Here is a 13,755-nt window from a genome sequence, read left to right as displayed (position 1 = left end):
ATCACACTGACGCATCGTGAAAATGTGCAGGAAGCCAAAGATTTCGCAACTCACAAAATGAATGAAAAACGCTAGTGTCGCCTGCTTTCCGGTGGCGCCCCGCGACACGAACTGTCCATGATGCGTTTCAATCCATGGATCCCATGATGGACTGCAACACCGGCTTTTTACGATGCGGGCCGAAGATCAGGCAGCCAGACTGCGCGCCGGCAGGCTCACGGAACTGGCCGGGACAACGTCGCGGAGGGGCTCGACAGCCTTGCGGGTGCGTTACCATACTTCACAAGGCCTATCTTTGCGGGCCGCCCATGAAGATTGAAGCGGCGATCCGCACTCTGATGCAGGGCCAGTTGTTCGAGCGCGACATCTACACGGAGAAGTTTCTCACCAGCGCGGACCGCGCGGAGGCACTCGCGAAGAGTCCCCTGTTCAAGTCGATTTGAGCGATGCGGCCGGGCGCGGGTCTTGATCTTTTTACGAGCGCGAAACGAATTCTCTCAAACCCTCACGAGCAACTTGCCGATGTTGCCGCCTTCGAACAAGCTATTCAGCGCAGCAGGCAGTTGTTCGAATCCATCGACAAAAGTCTCCTTGAATACGATCTCACCGCTTTTAACCCAAGGCGCCACTTGCGCCACCATTTCGTCCATACGATTGGTGTAGTCTCTTGCCAGCACGCCCTGAATGGTGGCGCGCTGAAAGAGCATGTGCTGTAGAAATCGTGGTCCCACGTCCGGCGTGTCCAAACCACCGTCGTATTGACTGATCGCTCCGCAAATCACGATGCGGGCTCGGCGCTTGATAAGCGGGATCACGGCATCCGTGATCGGGCCGCCGACGTTGTCGAAATAAACGTCCACCCCTCCTGTGGCCTCGAGCAGCGCGCTCGTCAAGTCTTCATGCGTCTTGTGTTCCCGATAATCGACCGCGCGATCCAGTTTCAGTTCGTCGAGCAGGAATCGGCACTTGTCTGGACCACCGGCAATGCCGACGACCTTGCAGCCCGCCTTTTTGCCAAACTGTGCAACCAGCGAGCCGACGGCCCCCGCCGCGCCGGAAACAACCAGGGTATCACCAGGGCGCGGCCGGCCGGCTTCCATGAGACCAAACCAGGCGATACGCCCCGGCATGCCGAGCACACCGAGTGCCGTGGAAACGGGCGCGCTTGCCGGATCGAGTTTGGTCAATTCGCTGTGATGACACCGTGCATATAACTGCCAACCCGAATAAGTCGACACCCAGTCGCCTTTGACGAACAGCGGGCTGGCCGACTCGACCACTTCTCCCACTACACCGGAGCGTTGCACGATGCCGAGGGGATGAGGCACGTCATACGTATTGCGCTCGTGCTGCTGAATGCGAATATACGGATCCACGCTGATGTACCGTGCGCGAACGATGACTTCGTTCTCCGCCAACGGTCCCGAAATTTCGCTTTCACGAAGCTCGTAGTGTTCCGATCCAACGCGACTCGTGGGACGTTTTACATAGAACCATTGGCGATTCGAATAGGGTGCGTTCATGGATTGGATTTCCGGTGTGAATTGCGATGCGGTGGGAACGATTCACTTGAGTTGCGCGAAGTCTTTGCGATGTTGGTATGACGGATTTGACGAGGCAACGCAGCGATCTCTGGCGGCTGGTTTCGTGCAGCGATATTTTAGTTTTATGGACAGCCACCGTCGAATCATTATTTATCCAGCTTGGCAGTAGTTTTTCTACTGCCTCCTTGCGATCGCTTTGCTGTTGTCGCTGCTTTTAGTTCATATTGGGCCTGCGTGATCAGCCAGTCTCGCATTGCCCGAATAGTCTCCGAGTCGCGCCGGTCCTCGGGATAGACGACGTAATAGCCCAGCGAGAGATGCAGCGCGAAATCGAAGAGGCGGCACAGGCGGCCGGCGGCGAGATCCCGTTCCACGAGTTGCTCGCTGGTCAGCGCGATGCCTTGGCCCGATATCGCGGCATCGATTGCAAGGGCGGACTGGCTGAATCGAGGACCCTTACTCGGATCGACCTGTTCTCCTCCGTTCAGCGCTTCGAGAAATTCAGGCCACAGGTCATGTGAATCATGCAGCAAAACGTGACGCTTCAGATCGGACGGCTTCCTCAGTGGTCGTCTCGAGTCGGCCAATGAAGGGCTGCAGACGGCATAGATGTCGACCGGAAAGAGCGGATCGGCAGCGAGTCCTTTACCGAAAGGCGGCTTGCCGTGGCGGATTGCAATGTCGACTCCATCGCCTTTGAAAGTCGAGAGTTGTTGATCTGCGATCACGCGCACTTCAATTGATGGATAAGCGTCCGTAAATGTTGCCAGCCGTGGGATGAGCCATTTCGACGCAAATGAAGGCGTCGTGCTCACTGTCAAACTCGATGCCCGGTGTGCGAGCGCTTCCGTTGCGTTCGCGATGATCGTTAGCGCGCGCTGCACTGATGAGAAGTAGATCGAACCATGGGTAGTTAACGCGAGCCCGCGCGGCAGTCGATCGAACAACTGAAGTCCAAGAACATCTTCGAGATTGCGCACCTGCTGGGCAACTGCGCCTTGAGTTACGCCTATTTCCTCTGCGGCGACACGGAAGTTGAGATGACGCGCGGCGGCTTCGAATGCCCGCAGCGCGTTTAAAGGGGGAAGGCGTGGCACTTTGGTTGGGGACAGCATACGGTGGAAAAACTACAGCCTTGGAGTAAGCAATGATTCGACGCGGTTGGCGCCCGGACGCCCTAAGTTAGCATATCGTGGCGCGCGCAGGGAGCGTGTTCGCTTTACGGCCAGGCCAGGCACCTGCCTCTACCCCTTGAGTTTGCAGGCACTTCGATCAGTCGAACTTGGCCGGGTCCGCCACCCGCACCACTACTTTGCCGAAGTTGCGCCCTTCCAGCATGCCGAGAAATGCCTCCGGGGCCTTCTCGAGACCGTCGACGATATCTTCCTTGCAGCGAATCCGTCCTTCGCCAATGCCGTTGGACACGATGCGCAGAAACTCGGGATAGTGTTCGTCGGCAAACTCGTAGTTGATGAAGCCTCGCACCAGAAGGCTTTTTGTCAGTATCTGGCGCATCGTGGCCGCAAGCTGGCCGTTGGCGTTTTCCTGATCGCCGCTGTATTGCGCGATGAGGCCGCAAACTGGCACACGCGCGAAGCGGTTCAGCAGAGGCAGCACCGCTTGCCATATCTTGCCGCCGACGTTCTCGAAGTACACATCGATTCCATCCGGACAAGCCGCAGCCAGTTGTTCGGCCATGTCGGGCGCGCGATGGTCGATCGCGGCGTCGAAACCGAGTTCGTCCAACACGTAGCGGCACTTCTCCGAACCGCCCGCGATGCCGACTGCTCGCGCCCCGGCTATTCGCGCAAGCTGCCCGACGAGTGAGCCGACCGGACCGCTAGCCGCTGCAACGACGACCGTATCGCCGGGTTTGGGCTTGCCGATTAACATGAGGCCGGCATAAGCGGTGAATCCCGGCATACCGAGCACGCCGAGCCGAGCCGACGGTGACGAGAGATCGGGGTCGACCTTGCGCAATCCAGTACCGTCGATCACCGCATAGTCGCACCATCCGGTTGGTGCGAGTACGAGTTCACCTGTGCGATAGTCCGGATGTCCGGATTCGATGACCTCGGCCACGGCTTCACCGACCATCTTGTGATCGATTGCGACCGAGGGCGCGTACGACTTGCGCGCATCCATTCGGCCCCGCATGTACGGGTCGAGCGACAGGTACAAAACACGAAGCAGCAGCCCATTCGGCGGCGTGTCCGGCAGCGTGGCTTGCTCAAGACGGAAATTGTCGACGGTTGGCTGTCCATCGGGGCGAGACGCAAGAACGATCTGTTTGAAAGTGTCTATTTTCATGGTGGATATCCGCTTCGTCAGGACGTTGGCCCGTCAGGACAGTACAATTCTATTGCAATACCGAAGCACAGAGCTTCGCGAGCCGAGCGTCGAGCGAACGGCCTTGAACGTCGATCTGGGCGCTGTGGAACTGGCTGAGTTGGGTCGACGGCTTATCGTACTCGATCGTCGTGCCACCCTGTGCGTTCTCGTAGACCATGATACGCAATGGCGCGTACAGTCCCGCCGCCATATTGACGCTGGTCATTTCAGTCGCGGTGAGAACGTTGCCGGTGAAATACTCAGTGCCGTTCCGGCGCTGTCCTTTCAGCACGAGCCAATCTCCATGCAGCCCAATGTAGTGAATCACAAGACCGTCGTTGCCGGCGGCTTTCTGAAGGGCGACGCGCAATTCGTCGACCTTGTCCTGCTTCAGCAGCGTGCGGATATGATCGTCAAGTCGGCCGAGACGGCTCTCCAGATCCTGTTTGACGGAAGCGTAGGGTTTGCTGGAAGAGACGGTCACGTGATCGATAATCGTCTTTGTTTCCGATACCTCGACGGTCGCCGCCATCGCGGGCGCACAGAACATGTTCATGCTGATCGCAGCAATGGCGGCCGTAGACAATGCAACTCGTGAAGCGGCAGTACGTAAGTTAATCACTGTTGTCTCCTTGTTCGACAGGTAGGTGGAGCGCGCTCTCTCGGATCAGTGTTCCGACGCGGCTTCCGCTCCAAGGCCGCTTAGCATTCGAAGTTGCTGAGCATCGAAGGAAGCGTCGCCCGCGTTCTGACGTGTCGTGACCGATCCGATCCAGCCAGCGATAAAGCCCACCGGAATGCTGAACAGACCGGGATTCGAGAGCCAGAAAGGCGGGGTGGAATCCTTGAAGATGATGCCTTTTGCTCCGATGACGGCCGGCCCCAGCAGCACGAGACCAATCGAGGAAAGGGTGCCGGCGAGCACTGCGGCCACGGCGCCTCGATCCGTAAAACGCCGCCAGTACATCGAGAAGAGAACCACGGGCAAGTTTGCGCTGGCCGCGATGGCGAACGCGAGCCCTACGAGAAACGCGACATTAAACGTCTTGACGAGCAGCGCGAGTCCCATCGCGGCCATACCGAAGACTATTGTTGCGATCTTCGCGATCACGACCTGCCGACGCTCCTTGTCGCCAGACGCCGAGAAGAGTTGGCCGAAGATGTCGTGGGAGATGGTCGAGGCCGAGGAAATCATGATGCCCGAGACGACCGCAAGGATCGTCGCGAAGGCAATTGCCGAAACGCAAGCGAGAAGAAGTTCGCCGCCGGCAGAACCCGCACCGCCGCCGAGTGTCGTGGCGAGCAGGGTGATGGCGCTGTTTCCTGAACTATGTGTGGCGAGAATCGCCGCCGGTCCCACGATCGCGGTGGCGGAAAATCCGAGCACGATCATCATTACCGCAAAAGACGTCATCACAATCAGACCGATTTTCGCGGACTTTCTCGCCGCGACGGCGGACGGCACCGTGTAAAACCTGGTCATGACGTGCGGCAGGCCCGCTGTGCCCAACGCGAGAGCGAGCGTGAGTGACAGCGTATCCAGCGGATCCTTGAAGTAGCCGCCCGGCACAAAGTACTGCGCCGGACGCAGCGACGAGAGGCGTGCCTTATTGAACAGCGCGCCCACGTCGAAGGAGAAATGCGCGAGCGCAAGCAGCACGAGCACCGCACCGGCAGTCCAGACGAGGACGGCTTTGACGATCTGCACATAGGTCGCGGCCACCATTCCGCCGAACAGCACATACGCGATCATGAGTACGCCGATCAGCACGATCGCGGCGTTGGTGCCGATCGGCAATAGCAGGCTGGCCAGTGCGCCGCCGCCAACGAGTTGCGCGAGTAGATAGGCTAACGAAATGATCAGCGAGGAAACCGATGTGGCCGCTCGAACTCCGCGGCTGCGCAAACGCAGTGCGACCACATCTGAGAGGGTGTATTTGCCGCAGTTTCTGACCGGCTCGGCGACGATCAGCATGATCATGATCCATCCGGCGATGAAGCCGACCTGATACACGATGCCGTCGAATCCGAACAGGGAAACGAGTCCCGTCACACCGAGAAACGAGCCGGCGGACATAAAGTCTCCCGCCAGCGCGAGGCCGTTCTGAAACGGCGACAGATTGCGTCCGGCCACGAAAAATCCGGAGGTTCCGCGCGACCGGCGAGCGCTCCATCCGGTCAGAATGAGGCTGAGTCCGATAAATCCTACGAAGGCGATGATTCTGAGCCCGCCATGACTGATCAGATTATTCATGTCGATCACCGTTCGATTGTGCAAACGCGCTGCGAAGCAATTCGGCCGCTTTCGGGTCGTAGACTCGCTCGGCCCATGTGCAGTAGCCCCAGAAGGTTGCGATCGTGAGCGCGAACTGAACGACTACCGCGAGCAGTCCAAGGTTGAGCTCGCCGTAGACGGATAGGGACATCGCGCCAGGAAACTCCAGCACTGCGATCAACAGGCCGAAATAGATTCCCAGTGAGGTGTAAAGCAATGACCATACGAAGCGGTTCCGGAACTTTGCGAGCGCTCGCGTCTTCTCGACGAGGGACAAGCCGGATGATCTGACTTTCGTCACGTTTTGCCTCTCGAACTCCGCGTTGATTGATTCCATGGATTGCATGTCGGGTCTCCTCCGTTATGGTGTTCATGACAGACATCTGAAGAGGCTTGATCACTAGAGTTTTGCTGGCAGGACTTCGCCGCGACTCTCTCCAAATCCGATTCGTGCAAAGCCTGCTCTCTCACAGTAGCCGCGCAGGATAATGGCGTCGCCATCCTCCACGTAGCTGCGCTTTTCACCCGTACTCAGCGTGACCGGCTCGCTTGCGTTGCGTGCTAGTTCCATCAGCGCGCCCGCTTCCGATTTCTCCGGACCTGAAATGGTGCCGCTGCCAAGCAGGTCTCCAGCACGCAGATTGCAGCCGCCCACGGCGTGATGCGTGACCATCTGTGCGATGCTCCAGTACTGATGCTTGAAACTCGTCAGTGAGAGTCGCGTCGCCGGGAGATTCCCGGCTCTATGGCGAGAAGTCTCCATACAGACTTCCAGTTGGATATCGATGGCGCCCGTCGTGCTATTCCGGCTGGAATCCAGATAACGCAGCGGCTTTCCATCTGTGTCCGGGCGCGGCAGGGGAAGCCTGAACGGGGCCAGTGCCTCCATGGTCACGATCCACGGCGAGATTGTGGTGGCAAAATTCTTTGCCAGAAACGGCCCTAGTGGCTGCATCTCCCAAGCCTGAATGTCGCGAGCGGACCAGTCGTTGAGCAGACATAGCCCGAAAACATGGCTGTCGGCCTGATCCAGATCGATCGGCTCGCCAGCCGCATTGCCTTGTCCAATGTAGATGCCGAGTTCGAGCTCGTAGTCCAGCTTGCGCGACGGCGAGAAGATCGGTGCATCTTCGCCCGGAAGCATGATTTGACCCGCCGGGCGTCGGAACCGCTGACCGCTTAGCCCGATGCTCGAAACCCGGCCGTGGTAAGCAATGGGTATCGATTTGAAGTTGGCGCCCACACCGCTCAGGCCGAGTAGCGTGCTGATGTTGGTCGCGTGATGAATCGAGGTGTAGAAATCCGTGTAATCGCCGATCTGCGCTGGCAGGCTGTATTCCACTTCCGCTAGCGGGACCAGACATGCCTCGATCGCCGCGCGATCGTCCGAAGGGGCGCGCTCATGAAGCGCTGCGAATAGCGCGTGTCGCAATTCGCGCCATGCGGACGGACCCATTGAGAAGAACTCGTTGAGCACGGGCTGCGCGCATGCCCGCGCAGCCTCGCCCGCGATTCCATTCAGACCGGCACGAGATGCCCAGGCGGCGATGTCGATGACCTGATCGCCGATTGCGACCCCGCCCCGAAACGCCTCATCGAAATTCCTTCTACGGATAACCGAGAACGGCAGGTTCTGGATGGGGAAGTCGCCCGCCGGTGCATTGGCGGACTCGACCCAACTGTGCGCAGCGGGATCATGCGTCTGATTCAGAGTGTGTTGCATGTTTATCTCGATTCATTCGGGGTAAGGCGCGAGCCGCTCGCGTCATGGCACCTACGTTCAGTCGAACGGGCGCGTGGGGCTGTGCCTGCTGAGAAGGATTCCGCGCTCCTGCAAATCCCGAATGAACGCCGCGCTGAGCTTGCGTTCGGAGAGCACCTCGGCGTTATGCTCGCCCTGGAAAGCAGGGCTGCCCGGCTGCGGCAACTCAGACTGGCTGAAATGCCACGGCGCGCCGGGCATGCGTGTCGTGCCGCCTGATCTGTCGTCGACATCGACTAGCGCACCCCATTCCTGCACCCACTCGGAATCGGCGAACTCGTTGACGCTCCGGACCACGCCAATGGCCAATCCCGCTTCGCTGACCTGCGTCTGGAGCTGATCCAGGTCGTTGAAGGTGAGAAGCCACGCGCGCACTTCGGCCAGCAAATCAGCAATGTTTTGCCGCCGCAAAAGCGCCGTGCCGAAGCGGGGGTCGCTCAGCAAATCGTTGCGGCGCATCATCGCGCAGTAACGCGAAAACATTGGCGTGTAGATCGGGCTGCCAGCGATGGTGAGTTGGCGTCCATCGGGCAAATCGAAAATGTGTGAATCGGGCGCGGAGAGAATGATCGGTTCGCCATCCGTATCGATTTCCGACAGTTGTGCGCCCACGCGTTCGTTCACCGATAGCATGGTGGCGGCCATCGAGACGTCGACGTGCTGCCCCTCGCCGGTTCGCGCGCGATGCTGAAGCGCGGCCAGAATGCCGATGACGCCGTGAAGTCCGGTGTACATGTCGGCGTGGCTGCATGCGTCGTTACGGACTTCGGTGAGCGCAGCGCCGAAATGGTGCTGGACGATGTCGGTCAGTCCCGACTCGGCTTGCACGGTCGGCGCGAACGCCGGACGGTTGCGCCATGACGTCGATTGTCCATAGCCACTCAAAGAGGCATAAATCACGGACGGGTTGAAAGCGCGCACCTGCTCATAGCCGAGTCCAAACCGGTTCAGCGTCCCGGGGCGAAAATTCTCGACGATGATGTCCGCGTCCCGGCACATGTCGACCATGATCGAGCGTGCCTCCGGGAAGTTGAGATCGAGGCTCACGTTGCGCTTGCCGGCGTTCTGCTGCACATAATACAGCGACATGTCGCCGATATGCGGCATGCTCACGCGGCCGATATCGCCGGAAGGCGGTTCGATCTTGGTCACGGTGGCGCCGAGATCGAGGAGCGTTTTGGTGCAATGCGGTCCGGCCAGCACTCGCGTGAAATCGATCACGCGAATGCCCTGGAGCGGTGCTGACATGATCAATCTCCCTTGAATTCGGCGGTGGCGGGTCCGGTCGAAAAGAACGAAGCGAAACCTCGTTCGCGATCGCCCGTCTTCCAGATCATGTTGTTGAGGTTGATCTGTTCGAGGTCTGCGCTGCGCACGCCGCCGTTGGCAGCGAGATTGGCCTGTTGCTTGATGCCGTGGAGGACTTTGGTCGGGCCCGCCGCCAGTTGCCGGGCGAACGACATGGCGGCGCTCTGGAGTTCGGCTTCGGGCACGACGTGATTGATGATGCCCCAGCGTTCGAATGCTTCCGCCGGGTGCCGCCGTCCGATCAACGCGATTTCCTTGGCCCGCACGACGCCCGCTCGCTGAACGAGTCGTTGCGTGCCGCCAAGCAGCGGAATCAGGCCCACGATGTTCTCGACCTGGCCGAAGTAGGCCGTGTCCGCGGCGACGATCATGTCGCAGGTGAGCGCCAGTTCGAGGCCGCCGCCGAGCGCGGCGCCGTGAACGGCTGCGACTGTCGGAACCGGTGCGTTTTCCAGCACGTCGAGAAACTCCAGGAATTGATCGGCGTTGTGCTGGATCACCGTCTTGCCATCGGTAAATGAGCTCATTTCCGCACCGGCGGAAAAGTGCCGCATGTCGCTTTTGAGCACGATCGCGCGGGCACCTTCGGCGACTATGCTGCGATACGCGGCGAGCAGATCCGCGATCATCGCGTCGTCGATCAGGTTGTGCGGCGGCTTGGCTAATGAAACGATTCCGACGGCGCCATCCATTTCAATCTTTACTGTGGTCATGGTTCTCTCTGCAAGGTCGTGTTGCGTCGCCGCATGGACGGGACCGATTGCGCCATCCACGGTTTCAGGATGAGCGCCGATCAGGGTTGTCACTAGTGCTGGAGCGGGGTGGGCTGGGGGCTTCAGGGCTTGTCTCCATCTGTTTTTCGGCGTGCGCCGTTGATGGTTACTATCTCAGCGAGCCCATTGAGCGGCAACGTCCAACCCTGCCAATTGCCGTGTCAAACTGTGCCAAACGTGCTCGACGAAGATCGGGAAAATGTGCGAGCATGTCCGCAACTGGAGTGAGACAAATCGTGCGACCACCGAAAATCATCACGCCATTGCATCCGGATCTCGATGCGCCGACGCAGAGTCTTCTGGGCTTGGCCGCGCTCGCCGCCGAACTGGCCGCGGAGGGCGTTTCCGTCAACAAACTGTTCGCGAATACGGGCGTCCATGCGAACCAGTTGGAGGATTCGCAGGCGAGAATTTCGCATCGTCAACGCCTCGCCATTTATCGAAACGCCCAACGGCTTGCAACAAGAGCCGATGTTGGATTGCTCGCGGGTGCGCGTCAGAGGATCAGTGACTTCGGCATCTATGGCTATGCCATGGTCAGCAGTACGACCTTTGGAGACGCCCTGAAATTCAGCGTCGAAAATGTCAGGATGGCCGGCGCGGTTTTGCAGATCCGCTATTCCACCGAGGGCAATACCGGCATTCTGAGCAGTCACGGGCTCGCATCGCTCGGCGACATGTTGCCGTTTGTCGCCGAATTCTGGCGAAGCTCGATGACGGTGTTATTCAGCCGGGTGCTGGAAGCGCCTTTTCCGTCGAAGCGCATGGTCATGGCGTATCCGGCGCCGCCACATTGGCGGAATTACGAGAGGATGTTCGACTGTCCCGTGGAATTCGGCGCCGATACGATGGAGTGGCATTTCGACGTGCATGTACTGGACCGTCCGTGTCCGAATGCGAATCCGATTACCGCGCAAATCTGCCAGCAACTGTGTGATCGTCTTCTCGAAGAACGCGATGGCATTCCCGAACTGCCGCGGCAGATTCGCATGGCTTGCCTGAACGCACCGGGCGTGTTCCCATCCGCCGAGAAGATGGCCGCCCAACTCGGCATGTCACTGCGAACCTTGCATCGACGGCTGGCCGACGATAACTACTCGTATCAAACCTTGTTGAACGATGTGCGCCGGTCGCTCGCCATCGAATTTCTCGAGAACACGCGGCTTCCTATCGATCAGGTCGCCGAGCGCATTGGATTCTCGGATGCGGCGAGCTTTCGCCGGTCTTTCAGGAAGTGGACTGGAAATTCACCTAGTCTGTATCGGAAGGGAATGGGCCAGGATGGGTGAGGGGAGCGTTGTCACTTGATGGCGTACGGATTTACCCCAATGCAATAAAGTATCAGTTCGCGGTCTTATTTTCAGTGGCGAGATGTCCGCGGCGGGGCTAACTTTCTGTTATAGCGGACGCAATGCGACATATGCGACTGTCAAAAGCAGAATGGGCTCAGGAGGAAGACAGATGCACACGACGCTGGGTGTCACGGCGCGTACCGATGCCCGCCACGCCAAAATCGCTCAGCCGGATCTGGAACTGGTCGCCGTGCCGCGCGACGAGTCGTTCAAGATCTGGTCCCATGGGTATCCCTATCGCACGGTGCGCTGGCATTTCCATCCTGAATACGAAATTCAGCTGATTACGTCGACCACGGGCAAATACTTCGTAGGCGATTACATCGGCAATTTCGCGCCTGGCAATCTCGTGATGGTGGGATCGAATCTGCCGCACAACTGGGTCAGCAATGTGCCGCAGGGCGACCGTGTGGATGAACGCTGTCTTATTCTGCAATTCGATGCAGAGTTCGTTACGCGCGCAATCAAGCTTTTCCCGGAGTTTAAACGCGTCGAGTTGTTACTCGATGCATCGCGTTGGGGTGTACTGTTCACACCAGAAACGGGCGCGGCTGCCGAACCGATCATGCGCGAGATGCTGGGCGCGAAAGGCATGCGGCGCATCACGTTGTTTCTTGCTTTGCTTGACTTGCTCGTGCAAAGCGTCGCGCCGGTGAAACTGGCGAGTGCTGCTTATTGTGCGGACCCGGCGCGCTATGCGCAGGCGCGCATCAATCACGTGCTTTCCTACATTGGCAAGAACCTGTCGCAAGAGTTGCGCGAAACGGAGTTGGCCGAACTCTTGGGACAAAGCGTCAGTGCCTTCTCGCGATACTTCCGTCGGCACACCGGCGTGCCTTTCGTGCATTATGTGAACCGGCTGCGCATTAATCTTGCGTGTCAGTTACTGATGTCGGGTGAACTGAACATCACCGATATCTGCTATCAGGTCGGCTTTAATAACCTCTCGAATTTTAACCGCCAGTTCCTTTCCCTTAAGGACATGTCGCCTTCGCGATGGCGCGCATACCAGCAACTCAACGCTGCCAGTGGTGCTGAATCACCTGATGCCGCAGTTGTGCAAGACCGGCGATGACTACACGATAAATAAAGGCGCAACACTTTCAGCCCGTGGAACGGAGACATCGCGCAGTACATGGGATATGAAACACGACGCGGCAACTTTCCCATGATCGGGCCAACGCAAGTGAGGCAGGTGATGGGCATTGGTCTGGAAGCCGCTAGCAACGACGAAAAACTACAACAAGGAGTTCACTCGCGACGCAGACACGGCAGCAGCTACGCCGGAATTTTTCTAATAATGGAGACATTCGATGACCCGACTTTCGAACCAACTAATCGGCGCTAGCGCCCTGAGCCTGAGCTTGTTGAGCAACACGGCGGCATTGGCCGCCCCCAGTGGCACGGTCGCCTTTCTGATGCCCGACCAGGCGTCGACCCGCTACGAACAGCATGACTTCCCCGGCTTCAAAGCCGAAATGAGCAAGCTCTGCCCCGACTGCAAGGTCCTCTACCAGAATGCCAATGCCGATGTCTCGACGCAGCAGCAGCAGTTCAACTCGGTGATCGCGCAAGGCGCCAAGGTGATCGTCCTCGACCCGGTCGACTCGACGGCCGCCGCGTCGTTGGTCCACATGGCGCAGGGCCAGGGTATCAAGGTTATCGCCTATGACCGGCCCGTGCCCTCGACGCCGGCCAACTACTACGTTTCGTTCGACAACGAAGGCATCGGCAAGGCCATCGCGGAGTCACTCGTCCAGCACCTGAAGGAAACGGGCGTGCCGACCACCAAGGGCGGCGTGCTCGAGGTCAACGGTTCGCCGACCGACGCGGCCGCGGGACTGATCAAGAAGGGCATCCACGCCGGACTGCAGGGGAGCGGCTACAAGACGCTGGCCGAGTACGACACACCGGACTGGGCACCCCCGAAGGCCCAGCAGTGGGTCAGCGGGCAGATCACGCGCTTCGGCTCGCAGATTGTCGGTGTCGTGGCCGCTAACGATGGCACGGGCGGCGGGGCTGTCGCGGCCTTCAAGGCAGCCGGCGTCAACCCGGTGCCCCCCGTGACCGGCAACGACGCGACGCTCGCGGGATTGCAGTTGATCATCGCGGGCGACGAGTACAACACAATCCTGAAGCCGAGCGAGATCGTCGCCGCCGCAGCGGCGAAGGTGGCGGTCGGCTTCCTTTCCGGCCAGACGCCGAAGGCTGAAACGACGCTCTTCAATACGCCGTCCCAGCTCTTCAAGCCGGCGGTCATCACGGCGAAGAACCTCAAGGCGGAAGTTGTCGACAAGGGGTTCGCGAGCGGCAAGGATCTGTGTACTGATCGGTATGCCGAAGGATGCAAGAAGCTGGGAATCACTTACTGATCCGGCGCATACCCGACGCAAATGCGGCGCAAACGCCC

At 59.2% G+C, this 13,755-nt stretch carries 12 protein-coding genes and 1 pseudogene; 4 read left to right on the top strand and 9 right to left on the bottom strand.

The window, feature by feature from the left end:
• Window positions 1-281: 281 nt before the first annotated feature.
• A pseudogene (locus tag B0G74_RS35590) lies at window positions 282-443 on the top strand (phenol hydroxylase); the annotation flags it as partial.
• Between the two features lie 54 nt (window positions 444-497).
• Here the strand turns inward: B0G74_RS35590 and B0G74_RS35585 are convergent.
• From B0G74_RS35585 to B0G74_RS35545, 9 genes are all read right to left on the bottom strand, one after another.
• Window positions 498-1,523: an NADP-dependent oxidoreductase gene (locus B0G74_RS35585; protein ID WP_132380999.1), complete on the bottom strand. Its 1,026-nt coding sequence runs from the start codon at window positions 1,521-1,523 to the stop codon at window positions 498-500.
• 167 nt (window positions 1,524-1,690) lie between these two features.
• On the bottom strand, window positions 1,691-2,659 hold the full coding sequence (gcvA, locus tag B0G74_RS35580; protein WP_132380997.1) for a transcriptional regulator GcvA: 969 nt from the start codon (window positions 2,657-2,659) through the stop codon (window positions 1,691-1,693).
• Window positions 2,660-2,816: 157 nt separating this feature from the next.
• Window positions 2,817-3,854 (bottom strand): NADP-dependent oxidoreductase, encoded by a 1,038-nt coding sequence (locus B0G74_RS35575; RefSeq protein ID WP_132380995.1) that lies wholly within the window; start codon window positions 3,852-3,854, stop codon window positions 2,817-2,819.
• Window positions 3,855-3,903: 49 nt separating this feature from the next.
• Window positions 3,904-4,461 (bottom strand): DUF302 domain-containing protein, encoded by a 558-nt coding sequence (locus B0G74_RS35570; protein ID WP_243658463.1) that lies wholly within the window; start codon window positions 4,459-4,461, stop codon window positions 3,904-3,906.
• Window positions 4,462-4,542: 81 nt separating this feature from the next.
• Window positions 4,543-6,129 (bottom strand): cation acetate symporter, encoded by a 1,587-nt coding sequence (locus tag B0G74_RS35565; protein WP_132380991.1) that lies wholly within the window; start codon window positions 6,127-6,129, stop codon window positions 4,543-4,545.
• On the bottom strand, window positions 6,122-6,496 hold the full coding sequence (locus B0G74_RS35560) for a DUF485 domain-containing protein (RefSeq protein WP_132380989.1): 375 nt from the start codon (window positions 6,494-6,496) through the stop codon (window positions 6,122-6,124). Before B0G74_RS35560 ends, B0G74_RS35565 begins: the two co-directional genes overlap by 8 nt.
• A 54-nt stretch (window positions 6,497-6,550) precedes the next feature.
• Window positions 6,551-7,873 carry a fumarylacetoacetase gene (fahA, locus tag B0G74_RS35555; protein ID WP_132380987.1) on the bottom strand — a complete coding sequence of 441 codons (1,323 nt, stop codon included), beginning with the start codon at window positions 7,871-7,873 and terminating at the stop codon, window positions 6,551-6,553.
• 57 nt (window positions 7,874-7,930) lie between these two features.
• Window positions 7,931-9,160 carry a CoA transferase gene (locus B0G74_RS35550; protein WP_132380985.1) on the bottom strand — a complete coding sequence of 410 codons (1,230 nt, stop codon included), beginning with the start codon at window positions 9,158-9,160 and terminating at the stop codon, window positions 7,931-7,933.
• A 2-nt stretch (window positions 9,161-9,162) separates the two neighbouring features.
• The gene (locus tag B0G74_RS35545; RefSeq protein ID WP_132380983.1) at window positions 9,163-9,933 is read right to left on the bottom strand and encodes an enoyl-CoA hydratase/isomerase family protein; all 771 of its coding nucleotides are present in this window, start codon (window positions 9,931-9,933) and stop codon (window positions 9,163-9,165) included.
• Window positions 9,934-10,028: 95 nt separating this feature from the next.
• On the opposite strand from B0G74_RS35545, the gene B0G74_RS35540 reads away from it, so the two are divergent.
• The 3 genes from B0G74_RS35540 (at window position 10,029) to B0G74_RS35530 (ending at window position 13,717) form a co-directional block, all read left to right on the top strand.
• On the top strand, window positions 10,029-11,282 hold the full coding sequence (locus B0G74_RS35540) for an AraC family transcriptional regulator (protein WP_243658491.1): 1,254 nt from the start codon (window positions 10,029-10,031) through the stop codon (window positions 11,280-11,282).
• A 172-nt stretch (window positions 11,283-11,454) separates the two neighbouring features.
• The gene (locus tag B0G74_RS35535; protein ID WP_132380981.1) at window positions 11,455-12,420 is read left to right on the top strand and encodes an AraC family transcriptional regulator; all 966 of its coding nucleotides are present in this window, start codon (window positions 11,455-11,457) and stop codon (window positions 12,418-12,420) included.
• Between the two features lie 292 nt (window positions 12,421-12,712).
• Entirely contained in the window at window positions 12,713-13,717 is a 1,005-nt protein-coding gene (locus B0G74_RS35530) for a sugar ABC transporter substrate-binding protein (protein WP_243658462.1), read from the top strand.
• Window positions 13,718-13,755: the final 38 nt, after the last annotated feature.

It is taken from the genome of Paraburkholderia sp. BL9I2N2, from assembly GCF_004339745.1.
GTDB lineage: Bacteria > Pseudomonadota > Gammaproteobacteria > Burkholderiales > Burkholderiaceae > Paraburkholderia.
This window is presented reverse-complemented; position numbering and strand designations above follow the sequence as displayed.

What these genes read in the sequence shown, in the direction of transcription:
- B0G74_RS35585 (WP_132380999.1), bottom strand. Translation starts at nt 1,523, where the DNA reads ATGAACGCACCCTATTCGAATCGCCAATGGTTCTATGTAAAACGTCCC.
- gcvA (WP_132380997.1), bottom strand. Translation starts at nt 2,659, where the DNA reads ATGCTGTCCCCAACCAAAGTGCCACGCCTTCCCCCTTTAAACGCGCTG.
- B0G74_RS35575 (WP_132380995.1), bottom strand. Translation starts at nt 3,854, where the DNA reads ATGAAAATAGACACTTTCAAACAGATCGTTCTTGCGTCTCGCCCCGAT.
- B0G74_RS35565 (WP_132380991.1), bottom strand. Translation starts at nt 6,129, where the DNA reads ATGAATAATCTGATCAGTCATGGCGGGCTCAGAATCATCGCCTTCGTA.
- B0G74_RS35560 (WP_132380989.1), bottom strand. Translation starts at nt 6,496, where the DNA reads ATGCAATCCATGGAATCAATCAACGCGGAGTTCGAGAGGCAAAACGTG.
- fahA (WP_132380987.1), bottom strand. Translation starts at nt 7,873, where the DNA reads ATGCAACACACTCTGAATCAGACGCATGATCCCGCTGCGCACAGTTGG.
- B0G74_RS35550 (WP_132380985.1), bottom strand. Translation starts at nt 9,160, where the DNA reads ATGTCAGCACCGCTCCAGGGCATTCGCGTGATCGATTTCACGCGAGTG.
- B0G74_RS35545 (WP_132380983.1), bottom strand. Translation starts at nt 9,933, where the DNA reads ATGACCACAGTAAAGATTGAAATGGATGGCGCCGTCGGAATCGTTTCA.
- B0G74_RS35535 (WP_132380981.1), top strand. Translation starts at nt 11,455, where the DNA reads ATGCACACGACGCTGGGTGTCACGGCGCGTACCGATGCCCGCCACGCC.